Annotated in this window: 30 protein-coding genes and 1 pseudogene; 30 read left to right on the plus strand and 1 reads right to left on the minus strand. The window is 46.7% G+C overall.

The window, feature by feature from the left end; all coding sequences use genetic code 11:
* The 30 genes and pseudogenes from ACIDE9_RS05330 to rplQ form a co-directional block, all read left to right on the plus strand.
* Positions 1 to 76 (plus strand): annotated as a pseudogene (locus ACIDE9_RS05330) (elongation factor Tu); the annotation flags it as partial.
* Positions 77 to 133: 57 nt separating this feature from the next.
* The gene (gene rpsJ, locus ACIDE9_RS05335) at positions 134 to 442 is read left to right on the plus strand and encodes a 30S ribosomal protein S10 (protein WP_018986280.1); all 309 of its coding nucleotides are present in this window, start codon (positions 134 to 136) and stop codon (positions 440 to 442) included.
* 136 nt (positions 443 to 578) lie between these two features.
* The gene (gene rplC, locus ACIDE9_RS05340) at positions 579 to 1,229 is read left to right on the plus strand and encodes a 50S ribosomal protein L3 (protein WP_019881219.1); all 651 of its coding nucleotides are present in this window, start codon (positions 579 to 581) and stop codon (positions 1,227 to 1,229) included.
* A complete protein-coding gene (gene rplD, locus ACIDE9_RS05345; RefSeq protein WP_194740361.1) occupies positions 1,229 to 1,855 on the plus strand; it encodes a 50S ribosomal protein L4 in 627 nt (208 codons plus the stop codon). Before rplC ends, rplD begins: the two co-directional genes overlap by 1 nt.
* Positions 1,852 to 2,166, plus strand: coding sequence for a 50S ribosomal protein L23 (gene rplW, locus ACIDE9_RS05350; protein ID WP_019881221.1), 315 nt, complete (start codon positions 1,852 to 1,854; stop codon positions 2,164 to 2,166). The genes rplD and rplW overlap by 4 nt, the downstream gene beginning before the upstream one ends.
* 11 nt (positions 2,167 to 2,177) lie before the next feature.
* Complete coding sequence (rplB, locus tag ACIDE9_RS05355; RefSeq protein WP_019881222.1) at positions 2,178 to 3,011, plus strand: 50S ribosomal protein L2; 834 nt, start codon at positions 2,178 to 2,180, stop codon at positions 3,009 to 3,011.
* Between the two features lie 5 nt (positions 3,012 to 3,016).
* Entirely contained in the window at positions 3,017 to 3,292 is a 276-nt protein-coding gene (rpsS, locus tag ACIDE9_RS05360) for a 30S ribosomal protein S19 (protein ID WP_019881223.1), read from the plus strand.
* Positions 3,293 to 3,302: 10 nt separating this feature from the next.
* On the plus strand, positions 3,303 to 3,641 hold the full coding sequence (rplV, locus tag ACIDE9_RS05365) for a 50S ribosomal protein L22 (protein ID WP_018986274.1): 339 nt from the start codon (positions 3,303 to 3,305) through the stop codon (positions 3,639 to 3,641).
* Between the two features lies 1 nt (position 3,642).
* Positions 3,643 to 4,356 (plus strand): 30S ribosomal protein S3, encoded by a 714-nt coding sequence (gene rpsC, locus ACIDE9_RS05370; protein WP_019881224.1) that lies wholly within the window; start codon positions 3,643 to 3,645, stop codon positions 4,354 to 4,356.
* Positions 4,340 to 4,756 (plus strand): 50S ribosomal protein L16, encoded by a 417-nt coding sequence (rplP, locus tag ACIDE9_RS05375; RefSeq protein WP_018986272.1) that lies wholly within the window; start codon positions 4,340 to 4,342, stop codon positions 4,754 to 4,756. The genes rpsC and rplP overlap by 17 nt, the downstream gene beginning before the upstream one ends.
* A gap of 12 nt (positions 4,757 to 4,768) precedes the next feature.
* A complete protein-coding gene (gene rpmC, locus ACIDE9_RS05380; protein WP_019881226.1) occupies positions 4,769 to 4,963 on the plus strand; it encodes a 50S ribosomal protein L29 in 195 nt (64 codons plus the stop codon).
* A complete protein-coding gene (rpsQ, locus tag ACIDE9_RS05385; protein ID WP_305076193.1) occupies positions 4,960 to 5,217 on the plus strand; it encodes a 30S ribosomal protein S17 in 258 nt (85 codons plus the stop codon). Before rpmC ends, rpsQ begins: the two co-directional genes overlap by 4 nt.
* A gap of 191 nt (positions 5,218 to 5,408) precedes the next feature.
* Positions 5,409 to 5,777 carry a 50S ribosomal protein L14 gene (gene rplN / locus ACIDE9_RS05390; RefSeq protein WP_019881229.1) on the plus strand — a complete coding sequence of 123 codons (369 nt, stop codon included), beginning with the start codon at positions 5,409 to 5,411 and terminating at the stop codon, positions 5,775 to 5,777.
* Between the two features lie 19 nt (positions 5,778 to 5,796).
* On the plus strand, positions 5,797 to 6,114 hold the full coding sequence (gene rplX, locus ACIDE9_RS05395; RefSeq protein ID WP_019881230.1) for a 50S ribosomal protein L24: 318 nt from the start codon (positions 5,797 to 5,799) through the stop codon (positions 6,112 to 6,114).
* A gap of 8 nt (positions 6,115 to 6,122) precedes the next feature.
* The gene (gene rplE / locus ACIDE9_RS05400; RefSeq protein ID WP_019881231.1) at positions 6,123 to 6,662 is read left to right on the plus strand and encodes a 50S ribosomal protein L5; all 540 of its coding nucleotides are present in this window, start codon (positions 6,123 to 6,125) and stop codon (positions 6,660 to 6,662) included.
* A 3-nt stretch (positions 6,663 to 6,665) separates the two neighbouring features.
* Positions 6,666 to 6,971, plus strand: coding sequence for a 30S ribosomal protein S14 (gene rpsN / locus ACIDE9_RS05405; protein WP_024929371.1), 306 nt, complete (start codon positions 6,666 to 6,668; stop codon positions 6,969 to 6,971).
* A 14-nt stretch (positions 6,972 to 6,985) separates the two neighbouring features.
* Positions 6,986 to 7,381, plus strand: a complete 396-nt coding sequence (rpsH, locus tag ACIDE9_RS05410) for a 30S ribosomal protein S8 (RefSeq protein ID WP_019881233.1) — start codon at positions 6,986 to 6,988, stop codon at positions 7,379 to 7,381.
* A gap of 11 nt (positions 7,382 to 7,392) precedes the next feature.
* Entirely contained in the window at positions 7,393 to 7,926 is a 534-nt protein-coding gene (rplF, locus tag ACIDE9_RS05415) for a 50S ribosomal protein L6 (RefSeq protein ID WP_411993319.1), read from the plus strand.
* 75 nt (positions 7,927 to 8,001) lie between these two features.
* Positions 8,002 to 8,355, plus strand: a complete 354-nt coding sequence (gene rplR, locus ACIDE9_RS05420) for a 50S ribosomal protein L18 (protein WP_019881235.1) — start codon at positions 8,002 to 8,004, stop codon at positions 8,353 to 8,355.
* Positions 8,356 to 8,369: 14 nt separating this feature from the next.
* Positions 8,370 to 8,876, plus strand: a complete 507-nt coding sequence (gene rpsE / locus ACIDE9_RS05425; RefSeq protein WP_019881236.1) for a 30S ribosomal protein S5 — start codon at positions 8,370 to 8,372, stop codon at positions 8,874 to 8,876.
* 2 nt (positions 8,877 to 8,878) lie between these two features.
* Positions 8,879 to 9,073: a 50S ribosomal protein L30 gene (gene rpmD / locus ACIDE9_RS05430; protein WP_019881237.1), complete on the plus strand. Its 195-nt coding sequence runs from the start codon at positions 8,879 to 8,881 to the stop codon at positions 9,071 to 9,073.
* 2 nt (positions 9,074 to 9,075) lie between these two features.
* Complete coding sequence (gene rplO / locus ACIDE9_RS05435; RefSeq protein ID WP_024929372.1) at positions 9,076 to 9,513, plus strand: 50S ribosomal protein L15; 438 nt, start codon at positions 9,076 to 9,078, stop codon at positions 9,511 to 9,513.
* Between the two features lie 25 nt (positions 9,514 to 9,538).
* On the plus strand, positions 9,539 to 10,852 hold the full coding sequence (gene secY / locus ACIDE9_RS05440; protein ID WP_411993322.1) for a preprotein translocase subunit SecY: 1,314 nt from the start codon (positions 9,539 to 9,541) through the stop codon (positions 10,850 to 10,852).
* A gap of 2 nt (positions 10,853 to 10,854) precedes the next feature.
* Positions 10,855 to 11,073: a translation initiation factor IF-1 gene (gene infA / locus ACIDE9_RS05445; protein ID WP_019881241.1), complete on the plus strand. Its 219-nt coding sequence runs from the start codon at positions 10,855 to 10,857 to the stop codon at positions 11,071 to 11,073.
* 24 nt (positions 11,074 to 11,097) lie between these two features.
* Positions 11,098 to 11,211, plus strand: a complete 114-nt coding sequence (gene rpmJ, locus ACIDE9_RS05450) for a 50S ribosomal protein L36 (protein WP_081620790.1) — start codon at positions 11,098 to 11,100, stop codon at positions 11,209 to 11,211.
* Positions 11,212 to 11,320: 109 nt separating this feature from the next.
* Positions 11,321 to 11,683 (plus strand): 30S ribosomal protein S13, encoded by a 363-nt coding sequence (gene rpsM, locus ACIDE9_RS05455; RefSeq protein WP_194740364.1) that lies wholly within the window; start codon positions 11,321 to 11,323, stop codon positions 11,681 to 11,683.
* Between the two features lie 40 nt (positions 11,684 to 11,723).
* On the plus strand, positions 11,724 to 12,113 hold the full coding sequence (gene rpsK / locus ACIDE9_RS05460; protein ID WP_018986256.1) for a 30S ribosomal protein S11: 390 nt from the start codon (positions 11,724 to 11,726) through the stop codon (positions 12,111 to 12,113).
* A gap of 47 nt (positions 12,114 to 12,160) precedes the next feature.
* The gene (gene rpsD / locus ACIDE9_RS05465) at positions 12,161 to 12,790 is read left to right on the plus strand and encodes a 30S ribosomal protein S4 (protein ID WP_019881243.1); all 630 of its coding nucleotides are present in this window, start codon (positions 12,161 to 12,163) and stop codon (positions 12,788 to 12,790) included.
* Between the two features lie 56 nt (positions 12,791 to 12,846).
* The gene (locus tag ACIDE9_RS05470; RefSeq protein ID WP_018986254.1) at positions 12,847 to 13,833 is read left to right on the plus strand and encodes a DNA-directed RNA polymerase subunit alpha; all 987 of its coding nucleotides are present in this window, start codon (positions 12,847 to 12,849) and stop codon (positions 13,831 to 13,833) included.
* A 33-nt stretch (positions 13,834 to 13,866) separates the two neighbouring features.
* Positions 13,867 to 14,253 (plus strand): 50S ribosomal protein L17, encoded by a 387-nt coding sequence (rplQ, locus tag ACIDE9_RS05475; RefSeq protein WP_019881247.1) that lies wholly within the window; start codon positions 13,867 to 13,869, stop codon positions 14,251 to 14,253.
* 61 nt (positions 14,254 to 14,314) lie between these two features.
* Here the strand turns inward: rplQ and ACIDE9_RS05480 are convergent, their stop codons facing one another.
* Complete coding sequence (locus ACIDE9_RS05480) at positions 14,315 to 14,554, minus strand: glutaredoxin family protein (protein ID WP_411993327.1); 240 nt, start codon at positions 14,552 to 14,554, stop codon at positions 14,315 to 14,317.
* Positions 14,555 to 14,556 lie beyond the last annotated feature (2 nt).

The raw sequence follows: 14,556 nt of genomic DNA on the forward strand, positions 1-14,556 counted from the left end.
AGAAGGCTTGCGCTTCGCTATCCGTGAAGGTGGTCGTACCGTTGGTGCTGGCGTCGTTGCCAAAATCATCGAGTAATTATCTTTATGAGCGGCAGGGTTATCCTGCCGCTTTTGCTCTTTTTAAGGAAAAAACATGGCAGCTCAAAAAATTCGTATCCGTCTGAAAGCATTTGACTATCGTTTGATCGACCAATCTGCTTTGGAAATCGTAGATACTGCGAAACGTACTGGTGCAGTTGTTAAAGGTCCAGTGCCATTGCCAACACGTATCGAGCGCTTTGACATTCTGCGTTCACCACACGTGAACAAAACTTCCCGTGACCAGTTTGAAATCCGTACCCATCAGCGTCTGATGGACATCGTGGATCCAACAGACAAGACTGTTGATGCATTGATGAAACTGGATCTGCCAGCTGGCGTGGATGTAGAAATCAAGCTTTAATTTTAAAGCTGACATTGCAATAAACCTTTTCGAAAGAAAAGGTTATTGTCAAATCTAGAATAGTTCGGTATAATCCGCGCTCTTCGGTGGACGGTCAATTGTAATCGTCCACTTTAACTATTATAAGGAACTGATCATGAGCTTAGGGCTTATTGGTCGCAAAGTGGGCATGACCCGCATTTTTACAGATGAAGGCGCAAGCATTCCTGTAACAGTGCTGGAAGTGATTCCTAACCGCGTGACACAAGTTAAGACAGTCGCAACGGATGGCTATACAGGCCTGCAGGTTGCTTACGGTGAGCGTCGTGCCAGCCGTATCAACAAAGCGTTGACTGGTCACTTTGCCAAAGCTGGCGTAACTGCTGGTGCTGGTATCAAAGAATTCAATGTGGCTGAAGATGTATTGGCTAACTTCCAAGTAGGTGGAAATGTCACTGTTGATATTTTCTCTGTTGGTCAGTTGGTTGATGTGACGGGTACTTCCATCGGTAAAGGTTTTGCCGGTGCGATCAAGCGTCATAACTTCTCCTCTAACCGTGCTTCTCACGGTAACTCACGTTCGCACAACGTACCAGGCTCTATCGGTATGGCGCAGGATCCAGGTCGAGTATTCCCTGGTAAGCGCATGCCTGGCCATTTGGGTGATGCTAAAGTCACTACCCAGAACCTGGAAATCGTTCGTGTAGACGCGGAGCGTAACCTGTTGTTGATTAAAGGTTCCGTACCTGGCTCCAAAGGTGGCAATGTCGTTGTACGTCCAGCCATCAAAGCGAAAGGGGCTAAATAATGGAATTGAAATTAATCGATCAAAACGGCAAAGTAGCTAAAAAAGGCGTTGATGCGTCTGACGTTACTTTTGGTCGTGAGTTTAACGAGTCATTGGTGCATGAAGTGGTTGTTGCCTACATGGCAAATGCCCGTACTGCGACTCGCGCACAAAAAACACGTGCTACTGTTGCTCACACGACACATAAGCCATATGCACAAAAAGGTACTGGTAACGCCCGTGCCGGTATGGCATCCAGCCCGATCTGGCGCGGAGGCGGTCGTGCATTCCCAAACAGCCCTAACGAAAACTACAGCCACAAAGTAAACCGTAAGGCTTACCGTGCTGGCATGCAGACTATTTTGTCTGAGTTGGTTCGTCAGGACCGTTTGAAGGTAGTAGACAACTTCACAGTTGATACACCTAAAACAAAACAATTCGTACAAAAAATCAATGCTCTGGGCATCGATGGCGGTGTATTGCTGTTGACTGACGGTTTTGATGAGAACTTGTACTTGTCTTCCCGTAACCTGCCAAACGTATTGGTGGTTGAAGCGCAGTATGCTGATCCAGTAAGTCTGGTGCGTTTCCCTAACGTTTTGGTCACAGCCAATGCTGTGAAAAAACTTGAGGAGATCTTGGCATGATTACCGCAGCAACTAAAACACAAGATCGTTTATTGCAAGTGATTTTGGCGCCTCAGATTACTGAAAAAGCAACTTTCATTGCTGACAAACATCAGCAAATTGCTTTCAAGGTACGCACTGATGCGACTAAGCCAGAAATTAAAGCGGCTGTTGAACTGGTGTTCAAAGTCGAAGTGGCTTCTGTATCTGTGATCAACGTCGCAGGTAAAGTGAAGCGTGCTGGCCGTCGTATTGGTAAGCGTAACGACTGGAAAAAAGCTTATGTGAGCTTGAAGCCAGGTCAAGAAATTAACTTTGCAGCTGGCGAATAAGGAGAGAAGACATGGCATTAGTTAAAGTCAAACCAACTTCCCCCGGTCGTCGCGGTGTATTGAAAGTCGTTACACCAGATTTGCACAAAGGCAAACCTTACGCGCCACTGTTGGAAAGTCAAAGTAAAAACGCTGGTCGTAACAACAACGGCCGCATTACAACCCGTCACCAAGGTGGTGGTCATAAGCAGCATTACCGTATTGTTGACTTCCGTCGCAATAAAGATGGTATTCCTGCGACTGTTGAGCGTATTGAGTACGATCCAAACCGTACGGCGAACATTGCACTGTTGTGCTACGCCGATGGTGAGCGTCGTTACATCATTGCACCACGTGGCATTGCTGCCGGTGCACAGTTGATCAGCGGCTCTGAAGCGCCTATCCGTGCTGGTAATGCATTGCCTTTGCGCAACATTCCAGTGGGTAGCACGATTCACTGCATCGAAATTCAACCAGGCAAAGGTGCGCAAATCGCCCGTTCAGCAGGTACTTCAGTACAGTTGCTGGCGCGTGAAGGTTCCTACGCTCAGTTGCGTTTGCGTTCAGGTGAAGTGCGCCGTGTGCACGTTGACTGCAAAGCCACATTGGGCGAAGTAGGTAACGAAGAGCACTCACTGCGTTCTATCGGTAAAGCTGGTGCAATGCGCTGGCGCGGTGTTCGTCCTACCGTTCGCGGTGTGGTGATGAACCCGGTTGATCACCCGCACGGTGGTGGTGAAGGCCGTACAGCTGCTGGTATGAACCCTGTGTCACCATGGGGTCAGAAAACTAAGGGTTATCGTACTCGTAAGAATAAGCGTACTGATAACATGCGTGTAAGTCGTCGTCCGAGAAATGTAAGGTAATCGCTATGGCACGTTCTATTAAAAAAGGTCCATTTGTGGACGCTCACTTGGCTAAGAAAGTCGAAACTGCCACTGCGAACCGCGACAGAAAACCAATTAAAACTTGGTCACGTCGTTCGACTGTATTGCCAAACTTTATTGGTTTAACCATCGCAGTGCACAACGGTAGACAACATGTGCCTGTGTTGATTTCTGAAAACATGGTTGGTCACAAACTCGGTGAATTTGCGTTGACACGTACATTCAAGGGTCACGCGGCTGATAAAAAAGCGAAGAAGTAAGGGGCTGATTATGCAAGTTACTGCAGTTTTAAAAGGCGTACACCTTTCTCCGCAAAAAGCGCGTCTGGTGGCTGACCTGGTCCGTGGCAAAAAAGTAGATCAAGCACTGAACATCCTGGCATTCACACCAAAGCGTGGTGCCGAGATCATCAAAAAAGTGGTTTTGTCTGCAATTGCTAACGCCGAACATAACAATGGTGCTGATATCGACACATTGAAGGTGACTTCAATCTATGTGGATAAAGGCTTGGTGATGAAGCGTATCCGTGCACGTGCAAAAGGTCGCGCTGGTCGTATTACGAAACCAACCTGTCATATTCATGTGACAGTCGGTGACTCAAAGGAATAATATGGGACAGAAAATTCATCCAATTGGGTTCCGTTTGAGCGTTCAGAAAAACTGGGCCTCACGTTGGTACTCTAATAGCCAGAACTTCCCTGCGATGTTGCAAGGCGACATCAAAGTGCGCGAGTTCTTGAACAAGAAACTGGCGAGTGCTGCTGTGAGCCGCATCGTGATCGAGCGTCCTGCTAAGAACGCAAAAATCACGATCCACAGTGCACGTCCTGGTGTTGTGATTGGTAAGAAAGGCGAAGATATCGAATCTTTGCGTTCTAGCCTGCAAGGCCTGATGGGCGTTCCAGTGCACCTGAACATTGAAGAAGTGCGTAAACCAGAATTGGACGCTACTTTGATCGCACAATCCATTGCCCAGCAATTGGAAAAGCGCGTAATGTTCCGTCGTGCCATGAAGCGTGCCATGCAAAACGCAATGCGTTTGGGCGCACAAGGTATCAAGATCATGAGTTCCGGTCGTTTGAACGGTATCGAAATTGCACGTACCGAGTGGTACCGTGAAGGCCGTGTGCCTTTGCATACACTGCGTGCTGATATCGACTACGGTGTGGCAGAAGCTTCTACCACCTACGGTATTATCGGGATTAAAGTTTGGGTATTCAAAGGCGAGATCTTCGGTGACAACGCTGCTAACGCTGCCGTTGCTGATGCTGAGCCAGAGAAAAAAGTAAGAAAGCCGAGGGCTAAAGATGCTGCAACCAGCTAGACAGAAATACCGTAAGATGCAAAAGGGTCGCAATAAAGGTATTGCGACTACTGGTAACAAGGTGAGCTTTGGTGAATTTGGTTTGAAAGCGATCGGTCGCGGTCGTTTGACAGCACGCCAGATTGAAGCTGCACGTCGTGTGATGACTCGTCACATTAAACGTGGTGGCCGCGTTTGGATTCGTGTGTTCCCGGATCAACCGATCTCTAAGAAACCTGCTGAAGTACGTATGGGTAACGGTAAAGGTAGCGTGGACTACTACATCGCCCAGATTCAGCCAGGCAAAATGCTGTACGAAATGGATGGCGTGAGCGAAGAGCTGGCACGTGAGGCTTTCAGATTGGCTGCTGCCAAGCTGCCAGTTGAAACTACATTCATGACCCGTCAAATTGGCAGTTAAGGAGTAGTAACGATGAAAGCTTCTGAATTGAGAGCAAAGTCAGCAGATGAGCTCAATAACGAGTTGGTTGAGTTGCGCCGTGCGCAGTTTTCTCTGCGCATGCAGGTAGCCACCCAACAATTGAACAAAGTAGATCAGCTGGGTAAAGTGCGCAAAGATATCGCTCGCGTGAACTCTGTATTGGCTGAGAAAGCGAAACAGGCATGATGACTGAAAAAGCGAAAGTAGTACGCAGTTTCACTGGCCGCGTGGTAAGCAACAAGATGGATAAAACCGTGACCGTGCTTGTCGAGCGTAAAGTGAAGCATCCTCTGATTGGTAAAGTGGTTGTTAAATCGAACAAGTTCCATGCACACGATGAAGCAAATGCATGTAACGAAGGCGATGTAGTGACCATCACAGAGACCCGCCCATACTCCAAGACTAAAACTTGGGTTGTAAGCAAAATCGAAGCTAAATAAGGCTTCAAAATATAAAACCGGAAAAACGCTTGTCACAAGCGTTTTTTTGGTTGTATAATGTTGGACTTTTCGGTGCCCGCCTTAGTTGGCATGTAGCTGGCACCCCAATACTGACCGTGGTCTATTGGCCGAAATTGTGAAAACAAGCGGCTGGTAGTGGTTATAACGGATTAAGTTGGAGATTATTTCTCATGATTCAAATGCAATCTCGGCTGGAAGTAGCCGACAACACTGGTGCGCGTTCCGTTCAGTGTATCAAAGTCTTGGGTGGTTCCAAGCGTCGTTATGCCAGCATTGGCGACATCATCAAGGTCAGCATTAAAGATGCTGCGCCACGTGGTCGCGTCAAAAAAGGTGAAATTTACAACGCTGTGGTTGTGCGCACTGCTAAAGGTGTTCGCCGTCCAGATGGTTCGTTAGTTAAATTTGATGCCAATGCCGCAGTCTTGTTGAATAACAAGCTGGAGCCTATTGGTACGCGTATTTTTGGCCCTGTGACACGTGAATTGCGTAGTGAGCGCTTCATGAAGATTGTTTCACTGGCGCCTGAAGTGTTGTAATTGGCTTGGAGACAATCAAATGAGCAAAATTCGCAAAGGTGACCAGGTCATTCTGAATACAGGTAAAGATGCAGGTAAAACAGGTGCTGTTTTAAGCGTCTTGCCAACAGGCCATGTAGTGGTTGAAGGTTTGAATGTGGTTAAAAAACACACTCGCCCAAACCCGATGCGTGGTATCACTGGTGGCATCATCAGCAAGGAAATGCCGGTAGACGGCTCCAATGTGGCAATCTTCAATGCTGCAACACAAAAAGCTGATCGTGTTGGTTTCAAGGTACTGGAAGATGGTCGCAAGATTCGTGTATTCAAATCTAGCGGCGAGTCTATCGACGCATAGGATAATATATGGCACGTTTAAAACAGTATTATAACGATAGCGTGGTTGCCAAATTGACAGAACAATTTGGTTACACCTCAGCAATGCAGGTTCCACGTATCGAAAAAATTACCCTGAACATGGGTGTGGGCGAGGCTGTGGCTGACAAGAAGGTCATGGAAAACGCTGTGGCTGATATGCAAAAAATTGCAGGTCAGAAACCAATCGTTACCAAGGCTAAGAAGTCTGTCGCTGCATTTAAGATTCGTGACGACTATCCTGTTGGTTGCAAAGTAACACTGCGTCGCGAGCGTATGTACGAATTCCTGGATCGTCTGATCACTGTGGCTATTCCACGTATTCGTGACTTCCGTGGTATTTCAGGCAAGTCTTTTGACGGCCGTGGTAACTACAACATGGGCGTGAAAGAGCAAATCATTTTCCCAGAAATCGAATACGATAAAATCGATGCGCTGCGCGGGATGAACATCACGATCACTACAACTGCGAAAACAGACGAAGAAGCGAAAGCTCTTTTGGCTGCGTTCAGTTTCCCTTTCAGAGGTTAAGTCATGGCAAAAGTATGTATGACAGAGCGCGAACAAAAGCGTCGCGAAACCGTTAAAAAATATGCAGCTAAACGTGCTGAATTGGTTGCTGCTAGCAACGATCAGTCTGCCAGCGTCGAAGATCGCATGGCTGCACGTTTGAAGTTGCAAAGTCTGCCGCGCAACTCCAGTCCTGTTCGCACACGTAACCGTTGTGCTTTGACTGGTCGTCCACGTGGTGTGTTTAGTAAATTTGGTATCGCACGTAACGAGTTGCGTAAGTTGATGATGGCTGGTCACGTACCAGGTGTCACCAAGGCCAGCTGGTAACGGAGGAATAGAACATGAGTATGAGTGATCCGATTGCCGATATGTTGACCCGTATTCGTAACGCGCAACGTACGAATAAAACAACCGTTTCAATGCCTGCTTCTAAAGTAAAAGGCGCGATTGCAAACGTGTTGAAAGATGAAGGTTACATCGATGATTTCAACGTTCAAAACAATGACGGTAAGCCAGTTTTGAACATTAGCCTGAAGTACTATGCCGGTCGTCCAGTAATTGAGAAGATTGAGCGTGTATCCAAGCCAGGTTTGCGTATTTATAAAGGTAGTCAGAATCTGCCTAAAGTGATGAACGGTTTAGGTGTGACTATCGTTTCCACTTCTAGAGGCGTGATGACTGATCGTAAAGCACAAGCTGCCGGTATCGGTGGTGAAGTTTTGTGCATCGTGGCCTAAGGAGAATCAATATGTCACGTGTTGCTAAAAACCCGATTGCGATTCCTGCGAAAGTGGAAGTTGTAATTTCTCCTTCAGAGATCTCCGTTAGCGGTCCTCTGGGTAAGTTAAGCCAAGCACTGGTTTCAGAAATTTCTGTTTCCCGTGAAGGTGAAGAGTTGTTGGTTAAAGCGACCAGCGAAACACAACATGCAAGAGCGATGTCAGGTACGACACGCGCTTTGCTGGCCAATATGGTCGTAGGTGTTTCTACTGGCTTTACCCGTAAATTGTCACTGATTGGCGTTGGCTACAAAGCAAATGCTCAAGGTTCTACCCTGAATCTGGAGTTAGGCTACTCTCACCCGATTAACCACAAAATGCCTGAAGGCGTGACTGTGCAAACACCTACTCCTACAGAGGTGATTTTGACTGGCGCTAACAAGCAAGTGGTTGGTCAAGTGGCTGCGCAGATTCGTGCTTACCGTGCACCTGAGCCATATAAAGGCAAAGGCGTTCGTTATGCAGATGAAGTGGTCACGATTAAAGAGACCAAGAAAAAATAACTAAGGCACTTGCAGCGTAATGCTGCAAGGTTAGACACTGGCCTTAACAGTGAATCAACATTAAAGGTAAATTCAATGAAGAACGTAAATAACCGCTTGCGCAGAGCACGTAAAACCCGTGCCAAAATCGCCGAGTTGAAAGTGACACGTTTGAGTGTACATCGCACCAATACCAATATCTACGCACAGATCATTGCTGAAACTGGCGATCGCGTATTGGCGAGTGCATCCACCGTTGAGGCTGAAGTGCGTCAACAACTGAAAAATGGCGGCAACATCGAAGCTGCAACCCTGATTGGTAAGCGTATTGCTGAAAAAGCAGCGCAGGCTGGTATTACCACTGTTGCATTTGATCGTTCAGGCTACAAGTATCACGGTCGTATCAAGGCTTTGGCCGAAGCTGCCCGTGAAACCGGTCTCAAATTCTAAGGGTGAGATAAAGAATGGCTAAAGATATTGAACAGCAGCAAACCGACGGTTTGCGCGAAAAGATGATTACCGTTAACCGTGTCAGTAAAACGGTTAAGGGCGGTCGTATCATGAGCTTCGCTGCGTTGACCGTAGTTGGTGATGGTGATGGTGCCGTTGGTATGGGTAAAGGTAAAGCACGTGAAGTGCCAGTGGCTGTACAAAAAGCCATGGACGAAGCCCGTCGTAACATGGTTAAAGTAAACCTGAATAACGGTACATTGCATCACGCAGTGACTGGCGTTCACGGTGCAGCCAAAGTGCTGATTCAGCCAGCTTCTGAAGGTACCGGTATTATTGCTGGTGGTGCAATGCGCGCGATCTTCGAAGTAATGGGTGTGACTAACGTGGTTGCAAAAAGTATTGGTTCTACCAATCCTTACAACCTGGTTCGCGCAACTTTGAACGGTTTGGCATCCATGAATACGCCGGCTGAAATCGCCGCTAAACGTGGTAAGACCGTAGAAGAAATCAGAGGTTAATCATGGCTAAAGCAAAAAAAGAAAGCGCTACTTTAAAAGTAACGTTGGTTAGAAGTTTGATTGGTCGTATCGAAGCGCACAAAGCCACTGTACGTGGTCTGGGTCTGCGTCGTATGCACCATACTGTAGAAGTGCAGGACACTCCTGAAATTCGCGGCATGATCAATGCAGTGAGTTATCTTTTGAAGGTTGAATAATCATGCAATTAAACACGATTAAGCCTGCTGCAGGCGCAAAAAAAGCACCTCGTCGTTTAGGTCGTGGCATTGGCTCTGGTTTGGGTAAAACTGGTGGCCGTGGTCATAAAGGTCAAAAATCCCGTGCTGGTGGCTTTCATAAAGTCGGTTTCGAAGGCGGTCAAATGCCTTTGCAACGTCGTTTGCCAAAACGTGGTTTTAACTCACTGACACAAGCTGACACCGCACGTATCCGTACTAGCGAGTTGGCTTTGGTGGATGCTGAAGTGATCGACATCTTGTCTTTGAAAGCTGCCAAATTGGTGCCAGTATCTGCAAAAGCAGTAAAGGTTTACCTGTCTGGTGAAGTGGCTGCCAAAGTACAGGTGCAAGGGTTGTTGTTGACTAAAGGTGCTCAAGCTGCCATCGAATCTGCTGGCGGCAAAGTACTGGAAGTCTAATCTGTTGTAAGAAAAGAGTATCAGCTTGGCACAGGATAATATCTTAAGTTCCGTAAGCAAACTTGGCGAATTAAAAAGCCGTTTGTGGTTCTTGTTGGGCGCATTGGTGATTTACCGCTTAGGTGCGCATATTCCAGTGCCAGGCATTGATCCAACTGTGTTAAAGCAGTTGTTTGATACGCAGAAAGATGGCATTTTGGGCATGTTTAACATGTTCTCCGGTGGCGCGTTATCACGTTTCACCGTGTTTGCCCTCGGCATCATGCCTTACATTTCTGCCTCAATTATTATGCAGTTGCTGACTGTGGTTTCACCGCAGCTGGAGCAACTGAAAAAAGAAGGTGAAGCTGGTCGTCGTCAGATTACCAAATACACCCGTTACGGTACGGTGTTGTTGGCAACTTTCCAGGCGTTAGGCATTGCCATTGCGCTGGAAGGTCAGGCTGGTCTGGTATTGGATCCAGGCTTTGCATTCCGTATTACTGCTGTGACCACACTGGTGGCTGGCACAATGTTTTTGATGTGGTTGGGTGAGCAGATTACCGAGCGTGGTATCGGTAACGGCATCTCAATCATTATTTTCGCGGGTATTGTGGCAGGCTTGCCGCATGCGATTGGTAGTACGCTTGATCTGGCAAAAACCGGAGCATTCTCTATTCCATTGGTGATGTTCCTGTTTGTGGCAGTGATTCTGGTGACTGCATTGGTTGTGTTCGTTGAACGTGGCCAACGCAAGATTACCGTGAACTACGCCAAACGCCAGGTCGGTAACCGTATTTATGGTGGTCAGTCTACGCACTTGCCACTGAAGCTGAATATGTCAGGTGTGATTCCGCCGATTTTCGCTTCAAGTATTATTTTGTTCCCGGCCACATTGGCTGGCTGGTTTGGTAGCAGTGAACATATGTACTGGCTGAAGGATGTGAGTGCAAAACTCTCCCCGGGCCAGCCTTTGTACATCTTGTTGTTTGCTGCCGCGATTTTGTTTTTTGCCTTCTTCTACACGGCATTGGTATTCAATCCGAAAGAAACGGCAGATAACCTGAAGAAGAGTGGTGCGTTTGTGCCGGGGATCCGTCCTGGTGATCAAACCGCTAAATACATTGATCGCATCATGGGACGTTTGACGCTGATTGGTGCGCTGTACATTACGCTGGTTTGTTTGTTGCCAGAGTTTTTAGTGTTGAAGTTTAATACCCCGTTCTATTTTGGTGGTACTTCATTGTTGATTATCGTTGTCGTGACGATGGACTTTATGACGCAGGTGCAATCACATCTGATGTCACAACAGTATGAGGGATTGCTGAAAAAAGCCAATTTTAAAGGAACGGGCAAGTAGCAATGGCAAGAGAGGATCGCATTGAGATGCAAGGCGAGATTCTGGAAAACTTGCCGAATGCAACTTTTAAAGTGAAACTTGAAAACGGTCATACTGTACTTGGTTATATTTCAGGCAAGATGCGCATGCACTACATACGCATTTTACCTGGTGACAAAGTCACGGTAGAAATGACCCCATATGATTTAACCCGTGCGCGAATTACATTCCGCGCAAAGTAAGTGAATTAAATAAAGGAAAGTAAGATGAGAGTTCGCGCATCAGTTAAAACATTATGCCGTAACTGTAAAGTAGTAAGACGTCGCGGCGTTGTTCGTATTATTTGTACTGACCCACGTCATAAACAACGTCAAGGTTAATGGTAAAACATTTGCTTGTGAGAGTATTGATTGGCTGATATAATATGCGGCTTTTCTTTTCTACGCACAAGTTTGATCGTTAAAAACGATTGATTATTGGAGTTTAAGTATGGCTCGTATTGCCGGGGTAAATATCCCAAACCACAAACATGCAGAAATTGCTTTGACCTCTATTTACGGTATTGGTCGCGATACTGCGCAGAAAATCTGTGCTGCGGCTGGTGTACTGACAACAGCAAAGGTAAAAGACCTGAGCGACTCAGAAGTTGAAAAGCTGCGTGACGAAGTGGCTAAATACACTGTAGAAGGTGATTTGCGTCGTGAAGTAACCATGAACATCAAGCGTTTGATGGATCTGGGTTGCTATCGCGGTATTCGCCATCGTCGTGGCTTGCCAGTGCGCGGTCAGCGTACCAAAACCAATGCGCGTACACGCAAAGGTCCGGTTAAAGCCATCAAGCAAGCTAAATAATCTTTTATTGAACATCAGTAGATATTAAGGACAGTACAACATGGCAAAAGCTAATGTACGCGTTAGAAAAAAAGTTAAAAAGAATATTGCCGAGGGTATCGCTCACGTGCACGCTTCTTTTAACAACACGATTATTACGATTACCGATCGTCAAGGCAATGCATTGTCATGGGCTACTTCCGGTGGTCAAGGTTTTAAAGGTTCACGTAAAAGTACTCCATTTGCTGCACAGGTAGCTTCTGAAGTGGCTGGTAAAGCTGCTCAGGAATCTGGCGTTAAGAATCTGGAAGTGCGTATCAAGGGTCCAGGTCCAGGTCGTGAATCCGCTGTGCGTGCGTTGAATGCTGCCGGTTTTAAAATCACCAGCATTACTGATGTGACACCGGTGCCGCATAACGGCTGCCGCCCACCGAAAAAACGCAGAATTTAATTCATTTCGCTTCGATAAATTAGCGAATCGATTACTGGAGAACTATTTTGGCTAGAAATTTAGACCCTAAATGCCGTCAATGCCGTCGTGAAGGTGAAAAACTGTTTCTGAAAGCAGAAAAATGCTTTACAGACAAATGCGCAATTGAAAAGCGCAACTTCGCACCAGGTCAGCATGGTCAGCGCCGCAACTCACGTCTGTCTGACTACGGCGTGCAATTGCGCGAGAAGCAAAAAGTACGTCGTATTTACGGCGTTTTGGAAGGTCAGTTCCGTACTTATTACGCTGAGGCTGATCGTCAAAAAGGCATTACTGGTGAGAACCTGTTGCAATTGCTGGAGTCCCGTCTGGACAACGTAGCATACCGCATGGGTCTGGCTGGTTCACGTTCTGAAGCGCGTCAAGTCGTGCGTCATAACAGCATTTTGGTAAACGGCAAGCGCGTAAATATCCCTTCATACCAAGTGAAGGCTGGTGACGTGGTGACTGTTGCTGATAAATCTAAAACACAATTGCGTATTAAAGCTGCGGTTGAAGCGGCTGAACAACGTGGTTTCCCTGAGTGGTTGGAAGTCGACGTCAAAGCATTGTCTGGTAAGTTCAAGGCTAAACCTCAGCGTGATGAGTTGCCTGCTACCATCAATGAATCATTGATCGTTGAATTGTATTCTAAGTAATCGCTTAGCTTAGGCTAAGGATTACTTGTTACTACCCAATTACTTCAAGGAGTTGTATGCAAAATAACCCTACAGATTATTTGAAGCCACGTGTTGTGGACGTTGAAGTGATTACTCCACTGCGTGCACGAGTGACTTTAGAGCCAATGGAACGTGGCTTTGGCTATACCTTGGGTAATGCGTTGAGAAGAGTGTTGCTTTCTTCCATCCCGGGTTTTGCCATTACTGAAGTAAAAATTGATGGTGTTGTACATGAGTACTCCACCATTGAAGGCGTACAGGAAGACGTTGTTGACATCTTGCTGAACCTGAAAGGTGTTGCCTTAAAGCTGCACAACAAAACCGAAACCATTTTGGTGTTGAACAAATCTGGTGAAGGCATTGTGACTGCTGGCGATTTTGAAGTTGGCCATGATGCTGAGATCGTTAACCCGAACCACATTATTGCGAACATCACCAAAGGTGGCAAGTTGAACCTGGAAGTGAAAGTTGAAATGGGTCGTGGTTATCAGCCTGTTCCAGCCCGTCAAAAAGCTAACGATGAAGATCGCGTATTAGGCTTTATGATGGTAGATGCTTCTTTCAGCCCGATCAACAAAGTGAGCTACCATGTTGAGAGCGCACGTGTTGAACAGCGTACTGACCTCGACAAACTGATTATGGATGTTGAGACTAACGGCATTATTGAGCCTGAGCAGGCGATCCGTGATGCTGCGCGTATCCTGATTGGTCAGTTGTCCGTGTTTGCAAATCTGGAAGGTGCTTCTGCTGATGTGGAAGTGAAAGCTGCACCTCAGGTAGATCCTATCCTGTTGCGTCCGGTTGATGACCTGGAATTGACAGTACGTTCTGCCAACTGCCTCAAAGCAGAAAACATTTTCTACATTGGTGATCTGATTCAGCGTACAGAAAACGAATTGCTGAAAGCGCCTAACCTGGGTAGAAAATCATTGAACGAAATTAAAGACGTGTTGGCCTCTAAAGGCCTGACACTGGGAATGAAGCTGGAAAACTGGCCACCTGTTGGTCTGGAAAAAGCTTAATTCCTGATCAGATAAATACTTAAGGAAATTACTATGCGTCACGGTAATAGCAATCGTAAATTGAACAGAACCAGCAGCCACCGCGCAGCCATGTTCCGCAACATGGTGACCTCTTTGCTGCGTCACGAAGTGATCAAAACAACTTTGCCTAAGGCAAAAGAACTGCGTAAATATGCAGAACCATTGATCACCCTGGGTAAAACACCTACCTTGGCAAACCGTCGTCTGGCTTTCAGCCGTCTGCGTGACCGTGATATCGTCGGTAAATTGTTCGGTGAACTGGGTCCACGTTACAATGCACGTAATGGCGGTTACCTGCGCATTTTGAAGTGTGGTTTCCGTCAAGGTGACAATGCTCCAATGGCGTTCGTAGAGTTGGTTGATCGCCCAGAAGTAGCAGAAGCGCCAGCAGCAGAATAAGACATGACGCATGTATAAAAAAGCCAGCGAAAGCTGGCTTTTTTATTTTCTAAAGCGGCTATTAGTTGTCCTTAAGCCAATGGTTAATGGTATCCGCGGTGAATGGCCAATACAGCTCTTTTGGGTTGCTGGCTGACTTCTGCATGAGCACCGGAATACTGATTTCATAGCGCTGCAGCAATTTTTCGTCATCAATGATGTCTAGGTATTCATAAGGGAGATCCAGCGCCTGTAACAGGTGCTCAGCATCCTCACAGAGATGGCAACCTTGGGTGCCGAATAATATCAATTGGTTTTGCATAA

This window comes from Methylophilus sp. 'Pure River' (assembly GCF_046765995.1).
Lineage (GTDB): Bacteria > Pseudomonadota > Gammaproteobacteria > Burkholderiales > Methylophilaceae > Methylophilus.

Coding starts and splice junctions, on each gene's coding strand:
- rpsH (WP_019881233.1), top strand. CDS start 6,986: ATGAGTATGAGTGATCCGATTGCCGATATGTTGACCCGTATTCGTAAC.
- rplE (WP_019881231.1), top strand. CDS start 6,123: ATGGCACGTTTAAAACAGTATTATAACGATAGCGTGGTTGCCAAATTG.
- rpsM (WP_194740364.1), top strand. CDS start 11,321: ATGGCTCGTATTGCCGGGGTAAATATCCCAAACCACAAACATGCAGAA.
- rplN (WP_019881229.1), top strand. CDS start 5,409: ATGATTCAAATGCAATCTCGGCTGGAAGTAGCCGACAACACTGGTGCG.
- rplB (WP_019881222.1), top strand. CDS start 2,178: ATGGCATTAGTTAAAGTCAAACCAACTTCCCCCGGTCGTCGCGGTGTA.
- rpmD (WP_019881237.1), top strand. CDS start 8,879: ATGGCTAAAGCAAAAAAAGAAAGCGCTACTTTAAAAGTAACGTTGGTT.
- rplP (WP_018986272.1), top strand. CDS start 4,340: ATGCTGCAACCAGCTAGACAGAAATACCGTAAGATGCAAAAGGGTCGC.
- rpsQ (WP_305076193.1), top strand. CDS start 4,960: ATGATGACTGAAAAAGCGAAAGTAGTACGCAGTTTCACTGGCCGCGTG.
- rpsN (WP_024929371.1), top strand. CDS start 6,666: ATGGCAAAAGTATGTATGACAGAGCGCGAACAAAAGCGTCGCGAAACC.
- rplQ (WP_019881247.1), top strand. CDS start 13,867: ATGCGTCACGGTAATAGCAATCGTAAATTGAACAGAACCAGCAGCCAC.
- rplR (WP_019881235.1), top strand. CDS start 8,002: ATGAAGAACGTAAATAACCGCTTGCGCAGAGCACGTAAAACCCGTGCC.
- rpmJ (WP_081620790.1), top strand. CDS start 11,098: ATGAGAGTTCGCGCATCAGTTAAAACATTATGCCGTAACTGTAAAGTA.
- rplF (WP_411993319.1), top strand. CDS start 7,393: ATGTCACGTGTTGCTAAAAACCCGATTGCGATTCCTGCGAAAGTGGAA.
- rpsS (WP_019881223.1), top strand. CDS start 3,017: ATGGCACGTTCTATTAAAAAAGGTCCATTTGTGGACGCTCACTTGGCT.
- rplX (WP_019881230.1), top strand. CDS start 5,797: ATGAGCAAAATTCGCAAAGGTGACCAGGTCATTCTGAATACAGGTAAA.
- rplC (WP_019881219.1), top strand. CDS start 579: ATGAGCTTAGGGCTTATTGGTCGCAAAGTGGGCATGACCCGCATTTTT.
- ACIDE9_RS05480 (WP_411993327.1), bottom strand. CDS start 14,554: ATGCAAAACCAATTGATATTATTCGGCACCCAAGGTTGCCATCTCTGT.
- rpsE (WP_019881236.1), top strand. CDS start 8,370: ATGGCTAAAGATATTGAACAGCAGCAAACCGACGGTTTGCGCGAAAAG.
- rplW (WP_019881221.1), top strand. CDS start 1,852: ATGATTACCGCAGCAACTAAAACACAAGATCGTTTATTGCAAGTGATT.
- rpsC (WP_019881224.1), top strand. CDS start 3,643: ATGGGACAGAAAATTCATCCAATTGGGTTCCGTTTGAGCGTTCAGAAA.
- rpsJ (WP_018986280.1), top strand. CDS start 134: ATGGCAGCTCAAAAAATTCGTATCCGTCTGAAAGCATTTGACTATCGT.
- rplD (WP_194740361.1), top strand. CDS start 1,229: ATGGAATTGAAATTAATCGATCAAAACGGCAAAGTAGCTAAAAAAGGC.
- rpsK (WP_018986256.1), top strand. CDS start 11,724: ATGGCAAAAGCTAATGTACGCGTTAGAAAAAAAGTTAAAAAGAATATT.
- ACIDE9_RS05470 (WP_018986254.1), top strand. CDS start 12,847: ATGCAAAATAACCCTACAGATTATTTGAAGCCACGTGTTGTGGACGTT.
- infA (WP_019881241.1), top strand. CDS start 10,855: ATGGCAAGAGAGGATCGCATTGAGATGCAAGGCGAGATTCTGGAAAAC.
- rplO (WP_024929372.1), top strand. CDS start 9,076: ATGCAATTAAACACGATTAAGCCTGCTGCAGGCGCAAAAAAAGCACCT.
- rplV (WP_018986274.1), top strand. CDS start 3,303: ATGCAAGTTACTGCAGTTTTAAAAGGCGTACACCTTTCTCCGCAAAAA.
- rpmC (WP_019881226.1), top strand. CDS start 4,769: ATGAAAGCTTCTGAATTGAGAGCAAAGTCAGCAGATGAGCTCAATAAC.